The sequence below is a fragment of the Mucilaginibacter celer genome (assembly GCF_003576455.2).
Taxonomy (GTDB): domain Bacteria; phylum Bacteroidota; class Bacteroidia; order Sphingobacteriales; family Sphingobacteriaceae; genus Mucilaginibacter; species Mucilaginibacter celer.
Map to the genome: position 1 here is coordinate 1,392,768 of NZ_CP032869.1, position 24,834 is coordinate 1,417,601.

Sequence of the window (24,834 nt, forward strand, 5' to 3'; positions counted from 1 at the left end):
GCACGCAAAGGCGCTAAGGTTTTTGTGGATTGTTGTAGAGTGCATGGCGCATAATTAAGCACGCAAAGGTGGCTAAGAATCGCAAGGGTTTTTACCTAACTTCTTTGCCTGCCCATATAATCAGTATGCAAGGCAACTGCTGGCTTTGCACCCCCGTATTAACTATAAAGCCAGAACAAACCTTGCTTTATTGGTTAATATCCCTTTGAAACAGATCATTAAAAGCATAAGCCTGGTACTCAATCATCAGGAAAAATCGAAACTCATCAGGCTAATTGTTGCCGATGTGGTTATCGCCCTGCTTGATGTTGCTTTTTTAGGGGCGCTGTTGCTCATCGTAAATTTTTATACACAAAATGCGGCTGTGCATGCTATAGGCTTTTTGCCTGCTGCTTTGGCGGATAACCATTCGCTTTGGCTTATCGGATTCTTTTTGCTGCTTTTTGCGTTAAAAAACGGCATCGGTTTTTTTGTCCAAAACAGCCAGCATCATTTTTTTTATGATGTGGCTTCCCGCTTATCCGAACGCAATATTCGTAATTATCTCGACGCGCCTTATAGTGAGTATATCCACATAGATTCATCAGTCCAGATCAGGCGGATCAGCCAGCAACCTATCGAGTTTAGTCATTATATCCTTACCAATTTTCAGCAAATTATTTCGCAGGGCGTACAAATCGTTTTTACTATCGGCGCTATTACGCTATATCATCCTACTTTATTTATATTGCTGTTTGTGCTGTTGCTGCCGCCGGTGGCTGCTTTGGGTTGGTTTATAAAAACGCGGTTGAAGGCTATCCGCGGGGAGATTAAAACGGTGAGCGAGAAAACACTTCAGCACTTAAACGAATCATTATCGGGTTATGTGGAGAGCAATATTTACAATAAAAATGAATTTTTTAGCAGTCGGTTTTTTAATTATCAGCGGCAGCTGAATCAAAATATAGCCTCGCAGCAAACCTGGCAAAATTTGCCCTCCAGGTTGATGGAAGTGTTTGCCGTTTTAGGGTTTTTTATTCTTGTCGCAGTAAATAAACTTACTGGTGATGCACCGGCGGTTAGCATCCTCACTATTGGTATTTTTGTTGCGGCAGCTTACAAAATCATTCCCGGAATAGTAAAAATATTGAACAGCAGCGGGCAGATGAAAACCTATGAGTTTATACTGAACGATTTGGTTGTTGCGAACGACGCGAAACCGGAAACTGCTGTACTTGCTGATGAGCCTGTTAAATCGGTAAAGTTTGAAAAAGTAAGTTTTGCTTATCCGGAAAAGCCGGTTTTAAACGGACTCTATCTGGAGATAGCTCCGGGCGACATTGTTGGGATCTCGGGAGATTCGGGCCGGGGCAAAACCACTATAATTAACCTGTTGATGGGTTTTTTAGAGCCGACAGAAGGAAGTATCTATATTAATGATATCATTACCACAGCCGTTGCACGTAAGCGTTATCGCGCGCGGATGTCGCTGGTAAAGCAGCAACCGTTTTTTATTTATGATAGTATCCTTAAAAATATAACACTTGATGATGCTGCCGTAGATGAACAAAAGTTTGCCGAAGTACTTGAATTTTGTGGTCTAAATAAACTGATTGCCGGCTATCCTGAAGGCATCAACAAAATCATCACCGAAAACGGTAAAAACATAAGCGGAGGCCAGCGGCAAAGGCTAATGCTGGCAAGGGCGCTTTATCACGATCATGATCTGTTGATACTGGACGAACCTTTCAGCGAAATGGATGCCGATACGGAAAACGAATTACTGGGTAAACTGCAAACACTTGCCCGGCAAGGAAAAATGATCATCCTCATTACACATAACAAAGCCAGTTTGGCTATTTGCAATAAAATTGTATCCCCCGATGAATAAACGTACAAAAACACTGATCATCCTGAGCCCTGGTTTCCCGAAAAACGAGGAGGATACCACCTGTTTGCCTCCGCAGCAGGTTTTTGTACGATCGTTAAGGGCCGAACATCCTGATCTGAATATTATTATGCTTAGCTTTCAGTACCCTTTTGCTGCAACCGAATATGATTGGCATGGGGTAAAGGTAATAGCATTTGGGGGGGAGGGGCGTGATGGGTTTACCAGGCGTAAACTATGGTTTAAAGTTTGGCGAAAACTGTTGCAGCTTAACCGCCAATACCAACTGATTGGTTTACTGAGTTTCTGGCTGGACGAATGCGCTTTTGTTGCCCATTGCTTTTCGAAATATAAAAACATTAAACACCGCTGCTGGATGCTTGGCCAGGATGCAAAGGCGGGTAACAGGTATGTAAAATGGATTAAGCCGGATGAGGGCGAACTGATTGCCCTGTCGGATTTTATGGTTAGCGAGTTTAACCGGAATTATGGATTGAAGCCTAAAGCGGTAGTGCCGGTAGGTATTGATACGCAAATGTTTAATCTAACTCCGGTTGGAAAGGATATCGATATTATTGGCGCGGGCTCATTGATCCCTTTAAAAAGGTTCGACCTGTTTATTGAAGTTGTTGATTTATTGAGGCAATCTTATCCCGGTATCAAAACGGTAATCTGCGGTAGCGGTCCTGAAAGGGAAAGACTGCAGGCTTTAATTATTTCGAAGAAACTCGAAAATAATATTCGTTTACTTAGCGAATTGCCGCATAAGGATTTGCTTGAGATGATGCAGCGTTCAAAAATACTTTTTCATCCTTCGGAATATGAGGGCTTTGGGGCTGTTTCGTTAGAGGCGCTGTATGCCGGGGCGAGGGTAGTGAGTTTTGTTAAACCGATGAATGATGAAATTGCCAATTGGCATATTGTAAATACACTTCAGCAAGCCGAACAGGTGATAGGTAGTTTATTAGGTAATACAGGTTTGAAATTTGAAGCGGTATTGCCTTTTGATATCAGGGATAATGTGAACAGGATGATGGAGCTGTTTGAGTAAGGGGAGTTCTCGTTTTAGCTTGAAAATCGTAAGATTTTGGGATGCCAAAAAGTAAGGAAGCAAGTTCGATTTCCCTTTTGAGAAGGGCGAAGGAGTGTGCCTTTCCTCGCCATTCACGGCGGTTAAACACACACCTGCTCCCGCGCTTCTATAGCGCCCCTCTCAGGAACATAGCCGTTAATTTAAGCAAAAAGCGGCGGGATTGTGCGATTCCCCTCTTGAGAGGGGTGGAGGGGTGTGTTATTCTGTGCAAGGTTTATCGCTCGTATAACACACCCCTGCTCTCGCTCTTTCCCATCACGCCCCCTCTCAAGAGGGGAGTTCAAAAGCTTGATTTCTTAAATTGACGGCTACGCTCTCAGGAAGGGGCGCTTTTTAAATTATATCAAACTAACACTGCGTTTAACAAACTCGGTTAAATCGGCTCCGGTTAATAAACCTTGCGATAGCAGGGCCAGGTCAAACGCCTGTTTTGAAAGCTGGGCCTGTACGGCTTCGTCTTCTTCCTGTAAAATGCGGTTTACCAGTTTGTGGTTGCCGTTTACAATTACCTTGTAGTTATCTGGCATGTTGCCGTAAAAGCTCATGCCGCCGCCCATAGCTGCCATGTCTTTCATGCGGCGCATAAACTCGTCCATAGTAATAGTTACAGGAAGTTCATCCGGGTTTAAGCTTTCAATTTGTACGTTGTAAGCCGGTTTGTTGATGGCTTTGTTAAAGATGTCTTTAACCTTTGTGCTTTGCTCTTCGGTTAATACGGTTTCAGGCGCATCATCTTTTCTGATCAGTTTATCAGCAACATCGGCGTCAACACGTTTTAACGATGTTTTCTCCAGTTTCTGCTCTAAATGGCTGATGAAGTGGTTGTCGATAGGCGAATCCATCACCAATACATCATAACCTTTTTTAGTGGCCGATTGGATAAACGAATCCTGTTTTGCCGGGTTGTTGGTATACAGGTAAACCAGCTGATTATCTTTATCAGTTTGGTTAGCCTCAACTTTGTCTTTGTACTCGTTAAGGGTAAAGTTTTCTTTTTCGGTATTGGTAACCAGTACAAAATCTTTGGCCTTTTCGGCAAATTTGTCTTCGCTCACCATGCCGTATTTTACAAACAGGCCAATGTCGGTCCATTTTTCTTCGTAGGCTTTACGGTCGGCTTTAAAAAGTTCTGCCAATTTATCAGCTACTTTTTTGGTGATGTAGCTGCTGATGCGTTTCACATTGCTATCGGCCTGCAGGAAGCTACGCGATACGTTCAGCGGAATATCCGGTGAATCGATAACGCCATGCAGCAACATTAAAAACTCAGGAACAATGTCTTTAACCTCATCGGTAATAAATACCTGGCGGCTAAATAATTTGATCTTGTTTTTCTGGAACTCGAAATCGTTTTTCAACTTAGGGAAGTACAGCACACCGGTAAGGTTGAAAGGATAATCAACATTAAGGTGGATCCAGAACAGCGGATCTTCGCTAAAAGGATAAAGCTGTTTGTAAAAGTCCAGGTAATCTTCGTCTTTTAATTCAGACGGCGATTTTGTCCAGATAGGGTTGGTGGTGTTGATAATGTTATCAACCTCAACCGAAGTGTATTTTGGTTTGCCTTCTTCGTCAACGCCATCTTCAACAGATTCTGTTTTGGTGCCGAATTTAATGGGTACAGGCAAAAATTTGCAGTATTTATCCAGTATCTCCTGCAATTTATATTGGCTTAAAAACTCGGCCGATTCATCGTTAATAAACAGGGTGATCTCGGTGCCGCGCTCTTCTAAAATACCGTCGCCAATTTCAAACTCGGTGCTGCCATCGCAAACCCAGAAGGCAGGTTCAGCGCCTTCCTGGTACGATAGGGTTTGGATTTCCACCTTATCAGCCACCATGAAAGCCGAATAGAAGCCCAGGCCAAAACGACCGATGATCTCGTTCGCGTCTTTGGCTTCTTTAAATTTCTCCATGAACTCGGTGGCACCCGAAAAAGCGATCTGGTTAATGTATTTTTTGATCTCTTCGGCGGTCATACCGATACCATTATCGCTAATGGTGATTGTCTTTTTGTCGGCATCAAAGGCTACCTCAACACGCAGGTCGCCAAGTTCGCCGCTGTATTGGCCTAACGAAGCCAGGCGTTTAATTTTTTGGGTAGCATCTACCGCGTTTGATACCAGCTCGCGTAAAAAGATCTCGTTATCAGAGTATAAAAACTTCTTAATGATCGGGAAAATGTTTTCGGTGTGGATCGAAATGCTGCCTTTTTCTTGCATAAAATATTTTTAATATGGTTGATTTAATGATTGTTGGTAATGCTTCATCAAGGGCTGTTCCAATTGTGGTTGGATTGTCAAATTGGCAGGTGAGGATGTTTGAACCGGCATTGTCTGACTCAGAATTTACAGAATTACAAAATTTACAGAATGCTGAGTAAGCTCTCTAAATCCTCAAAATGGGTTTAATGGGGTTTAGAATTCTGCTAATTCTAAAATTCTGTAAATTCTGATTCAGACAAATTTCTAAAACGACAATATAAACGCCGAACCTTTCCCCTCGGTAGATTGTACCTGGATATTACCTTTATGCAGCAGCATGATCTGCTTACACAAACTCAAACCAATACCGCTGCCGGTTTTGCGGGTGCTGAAGAACGGGATGAAGATCTTATCTAACAATTCGGGCGGCATACCAAGCCCGTTATCAATTACTTTTACAAAAGTTTTGCCGCTTTGTACTTCGGCAGTGAGGGTGATGCGTGGCACTTCGCGGTCTTTTACCGCTTCTATGGCGTTTACCAGCAGGTTGATCATTACCTGTTCAATCAGGTTGATATCCGCTTCGATGGCAAGCGTTGGGTCGCGGAGGATGATCTCGAGCTCGATGTTCTTTTTCTCGAGGGTAGGGGTCATCAGGCTGTTCAGGTTCTCAAAAATATCCCGAACCATGATTTTGTTCAGATCAAGTTTGGTAATCTTGTTCAGGCTGCGGTAGCTTTCGGTAAATTTGAGCAGGCCTTCGCTGCGGCGTTTAATGGTATCTATGCCCAGTTCCAGGTCTTCCAGATCGCTATGTTCAAGGCTTTCGGTAATATCGGGGCTTTGCAGGCGGTTTTTAAGCGTATCTGCCAGCGAGGAGATTGGCGCTACCGAGTTCATGATCTCGTGCGTCATTACATTCAACAGTTTCGACCATGCTTTTGATTCGGTTTCGTCCAGCGCCTCGTTCACGTTTTGAAAGGCGATAAGCTTGTACAGCTTGTCGTCGCTCCGCATCAGGCTGGCACTTACCAGTATTTTAACCTGTTGGTTGCTCCGGGTTACGGTGATAATTTTGCTTTCGCCCGGTTTTAGTTTGATGAGGTCGGCATACAGATCAGGCTGCCTTTTTTCGAGCGAGTGAACCGTTTTAAGATATGGTACGCCGATGATGCTTTTAAAAGCTTCATTGATCCAACCGGTTTCGCCGGTTTCCTCTTCGTAGGATAGGATGCCGGTATCAACCAGTTCCAGTATTTTTTGCAGGTAATGATATTGTGTTTCGCGTTCGCGGCTGATGAGTTTAAAAGTAGTATTGATATCGTTAAAACCTTTACGTAGCGGTTTTAACTCGTTCGGCGCTTTGCGTACATCAAAATGGCGCGAAAAATCGCGGTAATGGATGGATTCAACAAATTGGTTCACCTCGTCCTGCGCCTTTTTCTGAAAACGAATCATATCCACAACCGAATAAGCCACCAATGGCAGCAAAATAACCAGGTACAATGGTTGACTGAGTTTAACGATCACGAAGGCGGTAACCACCAGTACAACAAGTAATAAAAAAACGCGCAGCAGCAGCCGCCATTCGTAACGGTTAAATATCATATTTGCTCAATCTTCGGTATAAGGCGGTACGGGTAAGGCCAAGCTCTTTGGCTGCACGGGTAATATTGCCATTGTGCTTTTCAATAACCCTGAGTATCGCGTTTTTCTCCAGCGTGCTTAAAGGGATGTTATCCGCATCAACCGCGTCGTTTTCGGTATTGGTTTCCAGAATCGAAAAAATCAAATCGTCGGGCCTTAAAATGTTATCATCGGCCATAATTACTGCACGCTCAATAGTGTACTGTAACTCGCGCACGTTACCGGGGAAGTTGTACATTTTGAGTTTGTTTATGGCAGCCGCGTCAAAATCCATTGATGGTTTGAGGTATTTACCGGCATATTGTTTGGCAAAATGACGGGCCAAAATCACAATATCCTCGTTACGGCGGCGCAATGGCGGCATATTGATTTCTACGGTATTGATCCTGTAAATTAAATCTTTACGAAATTTATTCTCATTAGCCAATTCGCTCAGCGGTACGTTGGTGGCGCAAATCAGCCTGATATCCACATCAACAGGTTTGTTGGTTCCGAGGCGGGTTACCTGGCGGTTTTGTAAAATGGTAAGCAATTTGGCTTGTTGCTGCAGGCTGATATTGCCTATCTCATCCAAAAATAAAGTACCGCCCTGTGCTTCTTCAAAACGGCCCATCCGGTCTTCGCGGGCATCTGTAAATGCCCCTTTTTTATGGCCGAAGAGCTCGCTTTCAAACAAGGTATCTGTCAATGCGCCAACATCTACCTTAACAAAAGGCTTATCGGCACGTAACGACCGTTCGTGAATGGCTTTGGCCATCAAATCTTTACCGGTACCGTTCTCCCCCAAAATCAAAATATTGGCATCGGTAGGGGCAATTTTGTTCACCTTGTAAAAAATATCCTGCATCGCGTCAGATTCGCCGAGGATGGCCGTATCGCCCGCGGTACTTTTAACCGTGGTTTTGGTGCTTTTTGCACTGCCGCCTTCTTTTTTCTCCAGCAGGTCGCTTATCGTGTTCAGCAGTTTTTCGTTATGCCATGGTTTCACCACAAAATCGTTGGCGCCTTCTTTTAACGAGCGTACGGCAAGGTCGATATCGCCATAAGCGGTTATCATAATTACGCATACGTTTGGCTTCCATTCTTTCACCTTACGCAGCCAGTATAATCCCTCGTTACCGGTGTTGATGGCGCTGTTAAAGTTCATATCAAGCAATACCAGGTCAACCTCGTTGCGTTGTAGCAGCCAGTTAAGGTTTTCGGGATTTTTTTCGGTGATGATCTCGCGTGCTTCCGGCTTTAACAACAGTTTTACGGCGGTCAGCACGTCCGGGTCGTCATCAACAATTAAAATGGTAGCTTTTTTTAATATCATTATATTTAGTTAATAGTTCATAGATCGTTGTTCATGGCCGCACGTTAATACGCACGATTAATTGAGGATGTCAATTTAACAAAAGTTATAAATTTAAAGTAAATTGTAACTCCTTTATAAGGCATCCACAAAAATAAACTTTCGTATTGCTACCATGTACCATGATCTATCAACCATGAACTATAAAGACTCGTTAACAGTTTCATCCGTTACAAATTTTGTGCTAAATAGCCTTGTTTTATTATATATAACCTATAAACCGTTCACAATGAACGGATAAGCCGGTAGCACGCTATTTAAGCTGAAAAACCGTGCAAATACACTGTATCAATACCGTACACTTGCTGTAACAGAAGCGTACGCTTTAATTGAGTAAATGGTGTTTAAATAGCTGTAAAACAGTATTTTAATTTGTGGCATGTGTTTTTGTTATCACTAACAAAATATTATAAAAATACAGTGGACAGAAAAATTGAGAAAAAGACCTGGAACAGCAAAAAGATACTAACCATTGCGGGTATTACAGGCGTTATTATACTAATTGGGGGCAGCATTTACCTAACATCGGGCAAAAGCAAGCTTGATGTTGATACCGAACGCTTAACTATAAGCACTATTACAAAAGGCCCTTTCCAGGAGTTTATTCCGGTTAACGGCGTGGTTATGCCATTAACTACCATATATCTTGATGCATCTGAAGGTGGTGTGGTTGAAGAAAAGTATGTTGAAGACGGCGCTACGCTTAAAAAAGGCGATCCGATTTTGAAACTGTCAAATACAGATCTGGAACTCAACCTCGCCAACCAGGAAACCGCTGTATATGCCGAACAAACCCAAATGCAGATTTCGCATAACAACGCTCAACAAAATACCATCAGCAAACTGAACACTATGGCCGATGTGGAAAACGCCTACAAGGAAGCCGAAAGGATTTACAAACTGGATAAACATCTTTACGATCAAAAAGCTATTGGCCTGCAGGAATATCAATCAGCAAAAAATACGTATGATTACCAGGTTAATCGCTATAAATTAGCCAAACAGATCTTATCGCAGGATACCTCACTGGTTAAGCAACAGGCCTCACAAGCGCAGGAACAATACAGCCACATGAAAACCACGCTCGAGCTGATGCGCAAAAAAGTTGCGGGTTTGGTGCTTAGGGCGCCTATCGACGGACAGTTGACATCGATGGATGCCGAGGTGGGCCAAAGTAAAAACAAAGGCGAGCACCTGGGCCAGATCGACGTGCAATCGGGTTTTAAAGTTAGGGTTGATATTGATGAGCACTATTTATCACGCATTTACACAGGTTTAAAAGGCGATTTTCAGTTTGCCGATAAAACTTATAACCTCGTTATAAAAAAGGTATACACCCAGGTAAAATCAACAGGTAGTTTCCAGGTTGATATGCAATTTGTGGGTGCCGTGCCAACCGGAATCCGTAAAGGCCAAACCTTGCAGGTGCGTTTAGCGTTGAGCGACCAGATGCAGGCGGTATTGGTGCCTAAAGGCGGTTTCTTCCAGCAAACCGGTGGTAACTGGATCTTTAAAGTGAGCGAAGACGGCAGCAAAGCCTACAAAGTTAACATCGTGCTTGGCCGTCAAAGCCCTGATTACTATGTGGTGACCGAAGGTTTGAACCCCGGCGATAAGGTTATTACCTCGAGCTACGAAACCTATGGTGATATTCAGGAACTTGTATTGAAAAAATAGTAAATCTGTTGCAACACATTCACCGTACCAGGCGTCATTATAATATAAAAGCCAATTAATTAATTCAGCATAAACAAAAAACAAAATCAGTCTGCGGTAAAAACCGGGACTGAATAACGGAGGCACCAATGATAAAAATTTCCAATCTCGAAAAATTCTACCGTACCGAAGAGGTAGAGACCATCGCGTTAAACAAGCTGTCGATGGAAGTAGCAACCGGCGAGTTTGTTGCCATTATGGGCCCTTCGGGCTGCGGCAAATCAACCTTGCTTAACATCCTGGGCATGCTTGACGATCCGGATGCTGGCAGCTACGTTTTCAACGAAATTGAGGTAGCGCACTTCAACGAACGTAAACGCGCCGACCTGCGTAAGCACAACATCGGTTTCGTATTCCAGAGCTTTAACCTGATCGACGAGCTTACCGTTTTCGAAAACGTTGAGTTACCATTGATTTACACAGGTGTTGCCGCTTCAGAGCGTGTAAAAAGGGTAGAAGAGGTATTGGATAAAATGCAGATCATGCACCGCCGCAACCACTATCCGCAACAGTTATCGGGTGGTCAGCAACAGCGTGTGGCTATTGCCCGCGCGGTAGTTAACAAACCCAAACTGATTCTTGCGGATGAGCCCACCGGTAACCTTGACAGCAGCAACGGTAACGATGTAATGGAACTGCTTACCGATTTAAATGAACAGGGTACAACCATTATCATGGTAACGCACTCGGAGCACGATGCCCGTTACAGCCACCGTATTATACGCCTGCTTGACGGACAAACCGTTATGGAAAATATCATGGTGTAGGTTTTTGAGTTCATAGTTGATAGTTCATGGTTTATGGTTTTTTGAGGATATCTTAAATTTGGACTGCTACTTAAGACTAAAAAATTAGAACTTTCCTACACCCGCCCCCGAAATCAGTTTATAGATAAGTTAATAAAATGCCTCTGCTGCCCCTCCGCAATTATTTGCAGAGGGGCGTGTTGGGGAGTTTTTTGTTAAAAAACGCCTACTCCTATGCTTAAAAACTATCTGAAAACCGCCTGGCGCAACTTAATTAACACTAAGTTTTACAGTGCCCTGAACATTGTTGGTCTTACTATAGGCCTCGCCGTTGGGATGTTGATTTTAATTTGGGTGCAGGACGAACTGAGCTATGACCGTTTCCATACCAAAACCGACCAGATTTACAAGGTTAATGCCTCGATAGGCACAGGTGCAAGCAGGCAGGTATGGGGTGGAGTACCGGCACCTGTAGCCGCTTTTGGCTTAAAGGAAGTGCCGGGCATAGTAACTGCTGTAAGGGTGGTTACCAGTTACAGCTATTCTGTTTTTAGGTACCAGGAAAAATTACTGAAAGAAGACTACGGCAAACTACAGTTTGTTGACGATGCCTTTTTTACACTTTTTGATTTTAAACTATTAAAGGGAAATGTTAAAACGCCCTTTCCTAACGATCAATCGGTTATAATTACAGCAAGCGCAGCCAAAAAATATTTTGGTGATCAGGACCCGATGGGTAAAACCATTTTGGGCGATAGCAAAGATCCTTACACCGTATCGGGTGTATTGGCCGATTTTCCGGCCAACTCGAGCATTGCAGGTGATATGTTATTTTCCATGAATTTGAAACGCAGGGAGTATGATGGTAAGGGCTATTGGAAGGCTATGGATGCTGATTGGGGCAATTACTACACCACCACGTTTTTACAGGTGAGGCCCGATGCTTCAACCAAAGTCATTGCTGCCAAACTTACCGAAATCCACATGAAAAACCAGCCCGGTATTAAGCCAACCGATGGTGTTTTTCAGTTACAGCCATTAAAAGAGATCCATCTGTACAATCCCGACGGTTCATCGGCCGGGATCCAGATTGTGAAAATATTTTCGATTGTTGCAGTACTCATTTTATTGATTGCCTGCATCAATTATATCAACCTCTCTACTGCCCGGTCAATGCTGCGCTCAAAAGAAGTAAGCGTACGCAAAATAATAGGTGCCGGGCGGAGCCAGCTTTTTATGCAGTTTATTATTGAAACTGTATTGTGTTTTGTTGTTGCCCTGGTGCTGGCGTTCGGGCTCATTTATGCCGTTATGCCGGTGTACAATAATATCTCGGGCAAACAAATGCATTTCGACCTGTTTAACGCTAACGTATGGCAGGTTATAGCTTTAACTATTATTGCAACGCTTGTTGCATCAAGTATATACCCGGCACTGTTGCTTTCATCTTTTAAGCCCATCAATGCGCTTAAGGGTAAAATCTCGGGTGCAGGTAACGCTACATTTCGTAAAATACTGGTGGTATGCCAGTTTGCCTTTTCGGTGGGCCTTATCATCGGCACGCTGATCATCAACAGGCAATTGGGTTACATCCACTCCATACAATTAGGTTACGATAAAGAGCACGTTTTTGCGTTGCCCTTACGCGCCATGCAGGATCATTATGAGGCGATCAGGGCCGAGCTGTTAACTCATCCCGAAATAAAGGGATTAAGTACCGGATCGAGCAGTGTAATAACCAGTAACGGCAGTACCAGCGATACCGATTGGGATGGAAAAGCATCGGATGTAAGTTTACTTATCAACCCGTATGATATTGATAGGGATTTTATGGGGTTGTTTAAGTTGAAGTTTGCCGCAGGTGCAGGCTTTACAGGGATAAAATCGGATACAGCGCACTACATCCTTAACGAAACAGCGGTTAGGCTCGCCGGTATTAAAAATCCTATCGGCAAACGCTTTAAACTGCATGATCTTAACGGCACCATTATAGGTGTTGTTAAGGATTTTCATTTCGCATCATTAAAGGAAACCATCGCGCCGGCTATATTTTCGTACCGGCCAACAGCATGGCAGCTATATGTTAAAACAACCGGTAAGGATGCACCGGCTGCTATTAAACTGGTTGAAAAGTACTGGAAACAGTATAACGCCAATTTTCCGTACGAGTACACCTTTTTGGATGATACCTATAACGATATGTATAAAACTGAACAGCATACGGCCACGCTGTTTAACATATTTGCGGGTATAGCCATATTTATTTCATGCCTTGGCTTGTTTGGTCTGGCTACTTATACGGCGCAAATTAAAGTTAAGGAAATAGGCATCCGCAAGGTATTAGGAGCAAGTGTAGCTAATATCACCGCTATGCTATCGCGCGATTTTTTGGTGCTGGTGCTGATAGCCATCGCCATAGCATCGCCCATAGCCTGGTATGCCATGAATAAATGGTTGATGGATTACGCCTACCGCACCGAACTGCATTGGTGGCTGGTTGCGGTGGCCGGAGCTGTTGCCGTTGTGATAGCTTTTGCAACAATAAGTTTCCAGGCTGTTAAAGCGGCACTGGCAAACCCGGTGAAGAGCCTTCGTTCTGAATAAATCAGTCATTAGGTCATTTGCTTTGCGTCATCAGGTCATTTTGATTGACGTATTAAAAAAATGACTTAATGACCCAATGACTTAATGATATAAAAAGATATGTTTAAAAATTACTTAAAAATAGCATGGCGCAGTTTGGTTAAAAACAAGCTGTATTCGGCCATAAATATTGGCGGTTTGGGTGTGGGTATGGCGGTAAGCTTTATGCTGCTGTTGTATGTTTACAACGAGTTTACCTACGATGGCTTTCACCAGAATAAGGAACGCCTGTACCGCGTAATGCGTACGCAGCCGAACAACGGCGAGATCTACACCAACCAATCTATGCCTGTACCGGCAGGGCCTGCTATGCAAAAAGACTTTCCGGAGATTGAGCATGTGGCACGTACTGATTGGGGGGGCGATCATTTGTTTAATTATAATAACAAGCCGCTTAAGGTAAAACTGATGGCCGCTGATGCCGCTTTTTTGCAAATGTTTACTGTTGATTTTGTGAAAGGTAACAGAAATGATGTTTTTCACGATCAGTCATCGGTTATCTTATCCGAATCGGCGGTTAAGGCTATTTTTGGGGATAAAGACCCGATTGGAAAAAGCCTTAAAATAGACGGTACAACATCCGCCAAAGTTACCGGTGTGTTTAAAGATTTGCCTTCAAATTCCAGCTTTAAATTTAAAGCCATGATTCCCTGGGCTTTATACGAAGCCGAAAACCAATGGGTAAAAAATTCGGGATGGGGCAATTATTCATTCCAAACCTTTGTGATGCTTAAACCGGGTGTTGATCTGGACAAGCTCAACGCCAAAATGCGGAAACTGGTTGAACGTTACGATCCCAACAACAAGGAAAATAAAATGTTCCTGTACTCATTTACCCGCGGGCATTTGTACGGGCAGTTTAAAAACGGCGTAAATGCGGGCGGAGCCATCGAGTATGTACGTTTGTTCTTTTTCCTGGCTATTGGTATTTTGCTTATTGCCTGTATCAATTTCATGAATCTTTCAACCGCACGCTCAGAACGCCGCTCGCGCGAAGTGGGGATCCGCAAGGTAGTGGGCGCACGCAGGTTTGCCATTATCCAGCAGTTTTTGGGCGAATCGATATTAACGGCTTTATTTTCGTTGGTTGTTGCTGTGATATTAATGGCTGTGTCCATTAACTATTTTAACGAGGTTATCAACAAGCATTTGGTTATCCCGTATGGTAACGCCTGGGCCTGGGGAGCCGCTATAGTGGTAACACTGCTTACCGGCATATTAGCGGGTAGTTACCCCGCATTGTTTTTATCATCATTTAAACCTGTAAAAGTTTTAAAAGGCGTAAATAAAACAGGCAAAACCACCCTGCATGCAAGGCAGGTGCTGGTGGTTTTGCAGTTTGTTTTTGCAACAAGCCTTATCCTTTCAAGCATATTGATCTATAAACAGATTAGCTATATTAAAGACCGCCCCGTAGGTTATGTTAAAAACGGCGTAATTGAAGTTGGGCTTGAAGGTAACCTGGTAAAACAGTATGAAGCTTTCCGTACTGATATTATTAACTCTGGCGCGGCGGTTAATGCTACCTTAGCTTCGGGCAGTATAGCCAATGGCGGTAATAGCAGCAGTTGGGGTATCAACTGGCCGGGACAATTGCCGGGCGAAGATAAAATCCCTATCGATCAGATTGTTACCACATATAATTTTATATCTACGTATAAACTTGAACTGCTAAAGGGCCGCGATTATATCCCGGGCCGCATGGCCGATACCCTGTCACTTATTATGAATGAGTCGGCCGTTAAGCTGATGCGTTTAAAAGAGCCGCTTGGGCAGATAGTAAAATGGCAGGGCCGCAACTGCACCGTAGTAGGCATAGTTAAAGATTTTGTATGGGGATCGCCTTACGAACCGGTGAAACCTGCCATCATAGGCTTCGATCCAAACTGGGCTAACCAGGTAGGGATCCGCCTTAACCCCAATCAATCGGTTTCAAAAAGCCTCGAAACCATCGGCAATATCTACAAAAAGTATAACGCCGAGTACCCTTTCGAATACCAGTTTGTTGACGACAGCTTTGCCGACAAGTTTGCCAACGAAAAGCTTTTGGGTACGCTCTCAAGCTCGTTTACGGTATTGGCCATCATTATTTCATGCCTCGGTTTATTCGGCCTTGCCTCATTCTCGGCCGAGCAGCGCAAAAAAGAGATCAGCATCCGCAAGGTATTGGGCGCAAGCATCAGCAGCCTGTGGTTTAATCTTTCTAAAGAGTTTTTAATACTGGTAACAATCTCATTCCTGATCGGATCGGCCATAAGCTGGTATTATATGAACCAGTGGCTGCAGCATTATACCTACCGCACCGGTATCAGCATCTGGGTTTTCCTGGCAACAATAGCCATCAGCCTGTTGGTATGCATGGTAACAGTAAGCTGGCAGGCCATCAAAGCCGCGCTGAGTAACCCGGTTAAAAGTTTGAAGAATGAGTGATCCTTTGGAGAGATTAGAGGGTTAGAGATTGGAGATTAGTTCTTAAATCTTAACCTATGATCGCTAACCTCTAATCGCTATCCGTTAGTTGATCATGAAGTGATTAAAGGTTAGTGATTGCAGATTAGTTCTAAAACCCTAACCTCTGATCTCTAACCTCTAATCACTAACCCCCGTTCACTTCCGTACCCCTAACTGTTTCATTACCGGACGGTTTTGATATAGGATAAAATCGTAAGTTATTGATTTTTAATTGCTTAAATAAATGGTACGGGTTTTAATAAATCAATAGTATAAACCATTTACCTATGTTGCGTAATTACATCAAAATAGCCTGGCGAAACCTCATTAAGCATAAGGTTTTTTCCTTTATCAATATTTTTGGTTTGGCTACCGGTATTGCCGCGTTCTGGCTCATTAGCCTGTATGTGGTTGATGAATGGAGCTATGACCGCCATAATATTAAAGCCGACCGTATTTTTAGAGTAGTACAGCATGGTACCTGGAATGGCGGTAAGTTTAACCTCGCGGTTACATCAGCACCTTATGCCCCGGCTTTAAAAAATGATTATGCCGAAGTTGAAGATGCTGTGCGTATTGATGCCGAGGGTGGCGGAAAGATTAGCTATGGAGAAAAGCACATCAGCGAAGGCGGGATGTTGTTTACTGATAAAAGTTTCTTCAACCTGTTTACCCACCATTTTTTATCAGGCGACCCGCAAACTGCGCTAAGTAAACCACAAAGCATCTTACTAACCAAAACGCTGGCCGAAAAGCTGTTTGGCAACACCGCCGATGCTTTAGATAAAACAGTGCAGATTGAAAACACCCCCAGCACTGTAACCGGTGTCATTGACGATGTACCTGCTAACTCGCAATTTACATTCAGCGCGTTGCGTTCGCTGCCTGAGGGATATACGGACAGTTGGGGCAACTCACATATTTATACTTATGTATTGCTTAAAAATCACGATGATTTTAAAAAGATAGAAGCCGGATCGGGCGCTTTTTTTAACAAATATCTCAAAAGCTCGCAGGGGGCTATGCGGTACAATATGGAGTTGCAACCACTAACTTCTATCCACCTGCATTCAAATTTGGATTATGAACTGGGCAGTAACGGCAATATCACTTATGTATATGTATTTGGTGTTGTTGCTTTACTGATATTGGCTATCGCGGTTATCAACTATGTAAACCTTACTACGGCCCGTTCATCTATCCGTATTAAAGAAATTGGTGTACGTAAAGTGATAGGATCGAGCAAAAAGCAACTGGTAATGATGTTTTTTGCCGAATCTGTTTTGTTTGCGCTGATAGCCTCGCTTATAGCAGCGGTAATGGTACAGTTTTTACTGCCTTATTTTAACCAGCTATCGGGCAAAACTTTGGTGCTGCTGCAATTTGGATTAAAGCAAACAGTGGCAATGTTTATGCTTTTTGCTTTTGCAACGGGAATTTTCAGCGGTTTATATCCGGCTTTGTTCCTGTCGGGCTTCCGTACTATTGCGGCCATGAAGGGGCAAATAGGGAGCCAGGCGGCAACTATCCTGTTCAGGAAATCGTTGGTGGTGTTTCAGTTTGTAATCACTATTGTAATGATTGCCGGATCGTGCATTATATACCGCCAGTTGCATTATGTAATGAACAAGGATCTGGGTTTTAATAAAGCCCAAACGCTTACCTTCCACATCAGCGATAAACAGGCCCGTACAAAAATAGCTACCATTAAAAGCCAGTTGTTACAAAACCCGGCAGTTGAGGCCGTAGGTATTGCCGGTAACCCGATAGGCAATAACGATATCGGCTCCGATTATTTCAATATCGGTGTGGATGGCAAAGCCAATTCCGAATCGAAGGTAGTGGAGAACCTGATTGTTGATGAAGATTTTATTCCAACTATGCAGGTTAAGCTTGCCAAAGGCCGCAACTTCTCAGCAGCAATGGCTACCGATAAGCAGGAATCAATTATTGTTAACCAAACCCTGGTTAATGAGATGGGCTGGAAGGATGCCGTAGGCCGTACAGTTAGGGTGGGCCTGGATGTTAACGGCAATGTGATTAGCCGGAAGATTATCGGCGTGGTGAAGGATTTTAACACTTATTCGTTACAGCATAAAGTAGCGCCAATGATGCTGTACCTGCCGCCTGCCGCTAACGATCAGGATAATATGTACATCCGCATCGGCAAAAATAATATCCCGGCTACGCTGGATTATATCAGCAAGGTTTACGGCCGTTTCGATATCGAAAATAAAGTAGAGTTCCACTTCCTCGATCAAAACTTCGCCAAACAATATCAATCCGAACAAAAGCAAGGCAACATCCTGCTCATATTTACCATCCTGGCTATCAGCATAGCCTGTTTGGGGTTGTTCGGACTGGTAACATTTACCGCCGAGCAGAGGGTAAAAGAAATAGGCATCAGGAAAGTGTTAGGCGCGAGTGTAACCTCGATAGTAACCCTGTTGTCGAAAGATTTAATGAAACTGGTGTTGATTGCCACGCTGATAGCCTCACCGCTGGCATGGTACGGCATGAGCAAGTGGCTGCAGGGCTTTGCCTACCGGGTTGACATCAACTGGTGGGTATTTGCTGTAGCAGGTATCCTGGCGGTAATTATTGCCTTTGTAACTGTAAGTATACAATCTGTAAAAGCGGCAAATGCCAACCCGGCGCGAAGCCTTAAAAGTGAATAATTTGGTCCATTGGGTCATTTGCTTTGCGTCATTAAGTCATTGAAAAGTTTGAAACGAGTGTAAAACTTTGCAAAATGATTTAATGACCTAATGACCCAATGACGCAAAGCAGATGACCCAATGACTAAATGAAATAAAGAGATGTTTAAAAATTACCTGAAAACCGCCTATCGCACATTGAAAAAAAATGTGGGATTTACAGCCATTAATGTTTTTGGTTTGGCTCTGGGCCTGGCTACCTGTATGCTGATTGTGTTTTATGTGGTTGATGAATTAAGCTACGATAAATACAATATCAAAGCCGATAGGATTTACCGCGCCAATATGCAGATTAAGTTTGGCGGTATCGATCAAAAATATGCCAGTTCGCCGGCACCGCTTAGTGCCGCGTTCCAGAACGATTATCCCGAGGTTGAGCGTACCTGCAGGTTATTGCAACGCGGAGGTTACAACGTAAAAAAGGGAAATCAGATCATCCACGAAAATAAGGTAATCCTTGCCGATTCGACACTTTTTGATGTGTTTACCCTGCCCATGGTGGCTGGCGATCCGAAAAAGGCGCTTGTTGAACCCAAAACCGTGGTATTAACCGAAACAACAGCTAAACGGTACTTTAACACTACCCAGGCCGTGGGCAAGACGCTTACCCTTGGCGAAAACGGGCTATATAAGGTAACCGGTGTAATTAAAGATATGCCTAAGCAATCGCATTTTAATTACGATTTCATCCTGTCGATGACCACCACGCAGGAGAGTAAGGAGAATGCCTGGTTTAGTAATAACTTCAATACCTACGTGCTACTTAAACCCGGCACCGATATTAAAAAGTTTGAGGCTAAAATGCCCGGGCTGATGCGTAAAAATGCAGGCCCGCAATTGCAAAGCATCCTGCATTTAACCTTTGACAAGTTTGAAGCCGACGGGAATAAATACCAGTTAAGTTTGATGCCTTTGCTGGATATCCACCTAAAATCGAACCTGGTATCAGAGTTGGATCATAATGGTGATATTCAGTATGTGTACATTTTTAGCGCAGTGGCTATATTTATATTGCTGATAGCCTGCGTTAATTTCATGAACCTGTCAACCGCCCGTTCGGCCAATCGCGCCCGCGAGGTGGGGGTGCGTAAAGTGTTGGGGTCGCAACGTAAATACCTGGTGGCTCAGTTCCTGTCCGAATCGATGATGGTAACTTTTGTGGCTACGCTTATGGCTTTCGCGGCAGCTTATTTTTTGCTGCCATTGTTTAATAATATTGCGGGCAAAAGTATTGAATTGAGTACCGCATCGTTTGTTTGGCTTGTTCCGGCCTTGCTGGTAACCGTGCTGGTAATAGGTTTCCTTGCCGGTTGGTACCCGGCGCTGTTCCTTTCGGGTTTTCAGCCTATTGAGGTTTTAAAGGGTAAATTATCTGCGGGATTTAAAGGCGGACTGCTGCGGAGCTCGTTGGTGGTGTTCCAGTTTTTTGTATCGATAGTGTTGATTATAGGTACTTTGGTAATTTATAATCAGCTTAAATACATCCAGAATAAAGATCTGGGTTATAGCCGCAACCAGGTGCTGGTTGTGCACGGTGTATATAACCTGGGCGAACAAAGCAAGGTTTTCAGGGATGAGGTAAAACAGCTTCCCGGCGTAACCGGTGTTACCATGACAGGCTTCTTACCCACATCAGATTATCGCAACAGCAGCAGCGTTTTCCAGGAACGAAGCCTCGACCCCAAAAAAGCCGTACTGGCCCAAACCTGGACAGTTGATGATAAATACCTGCCTACCCTTGATATTAAATTAACCAAAGGCCGTAATTTTTCTGATCAGATGCCAACAGATTCGGCAGCGATGATCATTAACGAAACTGCGGCAAGGTTAATGGGCGTGCGTGATCCGCTTAATAAATCAATGTTTTTGCCGATGGATAACATGGCTAAAACATTTAAAGAGTATCATATAATAGGTGTGATTAAAGATTTTAATTTCAACTCTTTGGAGTATAATATAACTCCGATAATGTTGATGTACGGGCAGGATACGGGATCGTTAAGTGTTAAAATGAATACTGCCAACATTACTTCATTAATGGCGCTTATTAAAGACAAATGGAAATCAATACAGCCGGGCAGAGAGTTTGAATACTCGTTTATGGACGATGATTTTGACGCTTCGTATCGCAAGGAGCAGCGCATGGGTACCATTTTCATCATTTTCAGCAGTTTAACCATTATCATAGCCTGTTTAGGTTTATTTGGCCTTGCCGCTTACGCCGCCGAGCAGCGCACCAAAGAGATAGGCATCCGCAAAGTGTTGGGCGCTAACGTGGCTAACATAGTAGGTATGCTATCAAAAGATTTTATTAAGCTGGTATTCATAGCCATTGTCATTGCCATCCCGGTTTCCTGGTTTTTTATGCATAAATGGTTGCAGGGCTTCGCGTACAGGCAAAATATTCAATGGTGGGTAATAGCATTGGCCGCGGTTTCGGCTGTGCTGATTGCTTTTGCAACCATCAGCTTCCAATCTATCAGGGCAGCATTGGCCAACCCGGTGCGGAGTTTAAAAAACGAATAACTTGTTTAGTCATTGAGTCATTTGCTTCGCGTCATTAGGTCATTGAAGCGCGGACAAAAAAAATGACTTAATGACTAATGACTCAATGACCAGAAAAAATGACGATAAAATTATGATCAGGAATTACATTAAAACGGCTTTTCGCTCGTTGCGGAAAAATGTGGGGTTTACGGCAATTAACATATTAGGTTTATCGGTTGGACTTGCTACCTGCCTGCTTATTGTGCTTTTTGTGGCCGATGAGCTGAGTTACGATAAATATAACACCAAAGCCGACAGGATTTTCAGGATCACGGAAAACGTAAGGCTAAATGGCCGCGAAGGATCGTACGCAGGCTCGCCCGAACCGTTTAAGAACGCTTTGCAGGGTAACTTTCCTGAAATTGAAAAAATAGCGAGGATGATCCCTACAAGTTCCCTGTTTTTATCGCCACAGAAATATTATTTCCGCAACGGGAACGAAAATATCCAGGAACGGAATGTGGTATTTGCCGAATCGGACCTGTTTGATGTGTTTACCTTGCCCATGATTGATGGTACCCCGGCAAATTCGCTAACCGAACCACACTCGGCCGTAATTACCGAAAGCACGGCAAAAAAATATTTTAACAGGGTAAATGTGGTTGGCCAAACTTTAACTGTTAATGATACCGGTACCTATAAAATAACCGGTGTTGTTAAAGATATACCGTCACAATCGCATTTTAAATACGATTTCTTTTTATCGTTTTCATCAATACCTGAAAGCCGGCAGCATGGCTGGGGCTTTAGCGGCGTGCATAATTATTTATTGCTGAAGCCGGGTACCAATGTTAAAAACCTTGAAGCACAAATCACCCAAATTGATATTAAAAATTCGTTCAACCCCAAAGCCTGGACAACCGGCGGTAATTATTTACATACCGAACTGAAGCCTGTTACCGATATCCACCTGCGCTCGGTAAGCGAGTACGAGTTTGAAAAAGGCGGCAGCATGCAGTATGTGTATATATTTTCGATAATAGCGGTATTTATATTGGCTATAGCCTGTGTAAACTTCATGAACCTTTCAACAGCCCGATCTGCAAACCGGGCTAAAGAGGTTGGTGTGCGCAAGGTATTAGGCTCGGCGCGTAAAAACCTCATTGCCCAGTTTTTAACCGAATCGCTGTTGGTTACCTTGTTTTCAACAATAGTAGCTATTGTTATAGCCTGGGCCTTAATGCCGCTGTTTAACCAGATGTCGGGTAAAGGGATAGCCTTCAACCCGCAATCAGCCGTATGGTTGCTTCCTTCGCTGGTTGTTGTTGTATTGGTGGTTGGATTTCTGGCCGGATTATACCCCGCGTTTGTGTTATCTGCTTTCAGGCCTATCGAGGTTTTAAAGGGTAAACTGGCAACCGGTTTTAAAGGCAGTTTTTTACGCGGATTTTTGGTAGTGTTCCAGTTTTCTATCTCTATTTTTCTGATTATCGGTACGCTGGTAATTTATAACCAGCTCAACTTTATCCACAATAAAAACCTCGGATTTGACCGCAGCCAGGTGTTGGTAGTAAAAAACACCAACGTATTGGGCAAACAGGCCAAAATACTGAAGCAGGAAATTGGCAGGATGCCGGGCGTAATCAACGCCACCATGTCGTTATACACCCCAACGGGGCAGGACAGGAACATGACCGGCCTCTTCCCCGATAAAACCATCGACATAAAAAAAGATATGCTCACCGAGTTTTGGCCGGTTGATGAAAATTACATCAATACCATGGGCATTAAAATGCTATCAGGCCGAAACTTCTCTACAGCAATGGCTACCGATACTGCCGCTATTATTGGTAACGAGGCATTTGTAAAAGTTTATGGCGAGAAAGCACCGCTTAATAAAACCGTTTACCGCGATACCTGGGGCGTGCAGCCTTACCATATAGTAGGGGTGATGAAGGATTTTAACTTCAGCTCGCTTAAAGATAAAATTGGTCCGGTGGTTTTGGCTTATGCCGATGATTATGGTGCGATAAGCGTGCGGATCAAGGCTTCGAACATATCGGCTTTTATAGAGCAGGTACAAAATAAGTGGAAAGAACTGGCACCTAACCATCAATTCACCTACTCGTTTATGGATGAGGATTTTGATGCCACCTACCGTTCGGAGCACCGTATAGGGCAGCTGTTTATCTCGTTCAGCACGCTGGCTATATTAATAGCCTGCCTCGGTTTGTTTGGTTTGGCTGCTTACGCCGCCGAGCAACGTAACAAAGAGATAGGCATCCGCAAAGTTTTAGGCGCAAGTGTAACCACCATCGTAGGCATGTTGTCGAAAGATTTTATAAAGCTGGTATTCATCTCCATTTTAATATCATCGCCTTTAGCCTGGTTTATGATGAGTAAATGGCTTCAGGGCTTTGCCTACCGTATTAACATCCAGTGGTGGGTACTGGCCGTGGCGGGTGTACTTGCTGTATTGATCGCTTTTGTAACCATCAGCTTCCAATCCATCAGGGCAGCCCTGGCTAACCCGGTTAAAAGCCTTAAAAATGAATAATTTAGTCATTGAGTCATTAGGTCATTAAGTCATTGAAAAGTTCAAAATGACTCAATAACGCGCAGCAAATGGCCCAATGACGCAGCGCAAATGACGTAATGATCAATTTATTTTTCAAACGGATGCAACGTATCAGCAAAAGCTTTGGTCTTGTAGATATAAACCAACAATCATTATTATGAAAAAGTATTTACTTGTGTTATTTGTTGCCTGTACAGGTAACGCGGCTTTAGCTCAAAATAACTGGAAAACACCATATTTAACCAAATCATTATCGGGCCAATCTGTTAAAGAAGTATTTGTGAATACTTCGGGTGGTAGCATTACGGTAAGCGGCGCTTCGGGCGAGCAGCCGAGGGTTGAGATTTTTATCCAGGGCAACAACGGTAACGGCGATTTGCCAAAAGAAGAGATCCAGAAGCGCCTTGATGAAAACTACGAGCTTAAAGTTGATGTAAGCGGCGGCGAAGTACACGCATCGGCAAAAAGTAAAAAAGATAATAACTGGGACTGGAAAAAATCGTTGAGCATTTCGTTCCGCGTTTATGTTCCGGCCAATGTGGCCACCAACCTGAATACCAGCGGAGGCAGCATCCATTTGGATAATTTAACCGGTACGCAACAATTTGAAACCAGCGGCGGCAGCTTGCACCTTGATAAAATCGCAGGCAATATCAAAGGCCGTACCTCGGGGGGCAGCATCCACGTAAGTAACTCTAAAGATGATATCGATCTGCAAACATCGGGCGGCAGCATCGAGGCTACTAACTGTACAGGCCGCATCAGGCTGGAAACCTCTGGCGGTTCATTGCATCTTGATGGTTTGAAAGGCGATATTAAAGCTACTACATCGGGCGGCAGTATCAGCGGTAATAAAATTGACGGCGATTTTGTAACAGGTACCTCGGGCGGCAGCATTAACCTAACCGACCTGTCATGCAGCCTTGATGCCTCAACAAGTGCGGGTAGTTTTCATGCGCAGTTTTTAAGCGTGGGTAAATCGGTTAAAATTGATGTAAGCGCTGGTCGTGTTGATTTGCAATTGCCATCAAAACAAGGTTTAAACCTTGATGTACGTGCCGATAGGGTAGAAGCTAATCTTGGCGACAGCTTTTCGGGCAATAAAGATAAAGAGCGGATAGAAGGCAAACTGAACGGCGGCGGCGCATTGGTTGAAGTGCGCGGCGGTAACCGGGTTAGCCTTACTGTAAATTAAGAAGTTATAAAAAAATGTTCAAAGGCCTGCGATGAAAATCGACAGGCCTTTTTGCTTACGTAATTTTGTATCATAACCGTACACATGGTGTTACGTCTTCGTACAGTTGTGATTGAAAAATAATTGTAATTAACTG

General features: G+C 43.6%; 14 protein-coding genes. 11 read left to right on the forward strand and 3 right to left on the reverse strand.

Translation table 11 applies throughout. The annotated features are described in order from the left end of the window. Positions 1-205 precede the first annotated feature (205 nt). Both HYN43_RS05700 and HYN43_RS05705 read left to right on the forward strand, forming a co-directional pair. Positions 206-1,870, forward strand: coding sequence for an ATP-binding cassette domain-containing protein (locus HYN43_RS05700; RefSeq protein ID WP_162996329.1), 1,665 nt, complete (start codon positions 206-208; stop codon positions 1,868-1,870). Next, positions 1,863-2,918 (forward strand): glycosyltransferase, encoded by a 1,056-nt coding sequence (locus tag HYN43_RS05705; RefSeq protein WP_119408537.1) that lies wholly within the window; start codon positions 1,863-1,865, stop codon positions 2,916-2,918. The genes HYN43_RS05700 and HYN43_RS05705 overlap by 8 nt, the downstream gene beginning before the upstream one ends. A gap of 380 nt (positions 2,919-3,298) precedes the next feature. On the opposite strand, the gene htpG is transcribed toward HYN43_RS05705, so the two are convergent. After that, positions 3,299-5,182 carry a molecular chaperone HtpG gene (gene htpG / locus HYN43_RS05710; protein WP_119408538.1) on the reverse strand — a complete coding sequence of 628 codons (1,884 nt, stop codon included), beginning with the start codon at positions 5,180-5,182 and terminating at the stop codon, positions 3,299-3,301. A 14-nt stretch (positions 5,183-5,196) separates the two neighbouring features. Here htpG and HYN43_RS30190 point away from each other — a divergent pair, with 14 nt between their 5' ends. Next, positions 5,197-5,343, forward strand: a complete 147-nt coding sequence (locus HYN43_RS30190) for a hypothetical protein (RefSeq protein ID WP_162996330.1) — start codon at positions 5,197-5,199, stop codon at positions 5,341-5,343. Positions 5,344-5,428: 85 nt separating this feature from the next. Here the strand turns inward: HYN43_RS30190 and HYN43_RS05715 are convergent, their stop codons facing one another. Together HYN43_RS05715 and HYN43_RS05720 are read right to left on the reverse strand one after the other, a co-directional pair. Beyond that, positions 5,429-6,772 (reverse strand): sensor histidine kinase, encoded by a 1,344-nt coding sequence (locus HYN43_RS05715; protein ID WP_119408539.1) that lies wholly within the window; start codon positions 6,770-6,772, stop codon positions 5,429-5,431. Further along, positions 6,762-8,126 (reverse strand): sigma-54-dependent transcriptional regulator, encoded by a 1,365-nt coding sequence (locus HYN43_RS05720; RefSeq protein ID WP_119408540.1) that lies wholly within the window; start codon positions 8,124-8,126, stop codon positions 6,762-6,764. Before HYN43_RS05720 ends, HYN43_RS05715 begins: the two co-directional genes overlap by 11 nt. A 459-nt stretch (positions 8,127-8,585) precedes the next feature. On the opposite strand from HYN43_RS05720, the gene HYN43_RS05725 reads away from it, so the two are divergent. From HYN43_RS05725 to HYN43_RS05760, 8 genes are all read left to right on the forward strand, one after another. Beyond that, positions 8,586-9,842 carry an efflux RND transporter periplasmic adaptor subunit gene (locus tag HYN43_RS05725; protein WP_119409267.1) on the forward strand — a complete coding sequence of 419 codons (1,257 nt, stop codon included), beginning with the start codon at positions 8,586-8,588 and terminating at the stop codon, positions 9,840-9,842. 128 nt (positions 9,843-9,970) lie between these two features. Then, positions 9,971-10,648, forward strand: coding sequence for an ABC transporter ATP-binding protein (locus HYN43_RS05730; RefSeq protein WP_090525339.1), 678 nt, complete (start codon positions 9,971-9,973; stop codon positions 10,646-10,648). A 213-nt stretch (positions 10,649-10,861) separates the two neighbouring features. Beyond that, positions 10,862-13,231 (forward strand): ABC transporter permease, encoded by a 2,370-nt coding sequence (locus HYN43_RS05735; RefSeq protein WP_119408541.1) that lies wholly within the window; start codon positions 10,862-10,864, stop codon positions 13,229-13,231. Between the two features lie 99 nt (positions 13,232-13,330). Further along, positions 13,331-15,700 (forward strand): ABC transporter permease, encoded by a 2,370-nt coding sequence (locus HYN43_RS05740; protein WP_119408542.1) that lies wholly within the window; start codon positions 13,331-13,333, stop codon positions 15,698-15,700. Between the two features lie 308 nt (positions 15,701-16,008). Continuing rightward, positions 16,009-18,399 (forward strand): ABC transporter permease, encoded by a 2,391-nt coding sequence (locus HYN43_RS05745; RefSeq protein WP_119408543.1) that lies wholly within the window; start codon positions 16,009-16,011, stop codon positions 18,397-18,399. 141 nt (positions 18,400-18,540) lie between these two features. Further along, on the forward strand, positions 18,541-20,964 hold the full coding sequence (locus tag HYN43_RS05750; protein ID WP_119408544.1) for an ABC transporter permease: 2,424 nt from the start codon (positions 18,541-18,543) through the stop codon (positions 20,962-20,964). A gap of 85 nt (positions 20,965-21,049) precedes the next feature. Next, positions 21,050-23,482, forward strand: coding sequence for an ABC transporter permease (locus HYN43_RS05755; protein WP_205589878.1), 2,433 nt, complete (start codon positions 21,050-21,052; stop codon positions 23,480-23,482). A gap of 178 nt (positions 23,483-23,660) precedes the next feature. Beyond that, entirely contained in the window at positions 23,661-24,698 is a 1,038-nt protein-coding gene (locus HYN43_RS05760) for a DUF4097 family beta strand repeat-containing protein (protein ID WP_119408545.1), read from the forward strand. Positions 24,699-24,834: the final 136 nt, after the last annotated feature.

Excerpts from the sequence above, each read along its gene's own strand:
- HYN43_RS05760 (WP_119408545.1), top strand. The coding sequence starts at position 23,661 with ATGAAAAAGTATTTACTTGTGTTATTTGTTGCCTGTACAGGTAACGCG.
- HYN43_RS05750 (WP_119408544.1), top strand. The coding sequence starts at position 18,541 with ATGTTTAAAAATTACCTGAAAACCGCCTATCGCACATTGAAAAAAAAT.
- HYN43_RS05740 (WP_119408542.1), top strand. The coding sequence starts at position 13,331 with ATGTTTAAAAATTACTTAAAAATAGCATGGCGCAGTTTGGTTAAAAAC.
- HYN43_RS05720 (WP_119408540.1), bottom strand. The coding sequence starts at position 8,126 with ATGATATTAAAAAAAGCTACCATTTTAATTGTTGATGACGACCCGGAC.
- HYN43_RS05745 (WP_119408543.1), top strand. The coding sequence starts at position 16,009 with ATGTTGCGTAATTACATCAAAATAGCCTGGCGAAACCTCATTAAGCAT.
- HYN43_RS05705 (WP_119408537.1), top strand. The coding sequence starts at position 1,863 with ATGAATAAACGTACAAAAACACTGATCATCCTGAGCCCTGGTTTCCCG.
- htpG (WP_119408538.1), bottom strand. The coding sequence starts at position 5,182 with ATGCAAGAAAAAGGCAGCATTTCGATCCACACCGAAAACATTTTCCCG.
- HYN43_RS05735 (WP_119408541.1), top strand. The coding sequence starts at position 10,862 with ATGCTTAAAAACTATCTGAAAACCGCCTGGCGCAACTTAATTAACACT.
- HYN43_RS05715 (WP_119408539.1), bottom strand. The coding sequence starts at position 6,772 with ATGATATTTAACCGTTACGAATGGCGGCTGCTGCTGCGCGTTTTTTTA.
- HYN43_RS30190 (WP_162996330.1), top strand. The coding sequence starts at position 5,197 with ATGGTTGATTTAATGATTGTTGGTAATGCTTCATCAAGGGCTGTTCCA.
- HYN43_RS05755 (WP_205589878.1), top strand. The coding sequence starts at position 21,050 with ATGACCAGAAAAAATGACGATAAAATTATGATCAGGAATTACATTAAA.
- HYN43_RS05730 (WP_090525339.1), top strand. The coding sequence starts at position 9,971 with ATGATAAAAATTTCCAATCTCGAAAAATTCTACCGTACCGAAGAGGTA.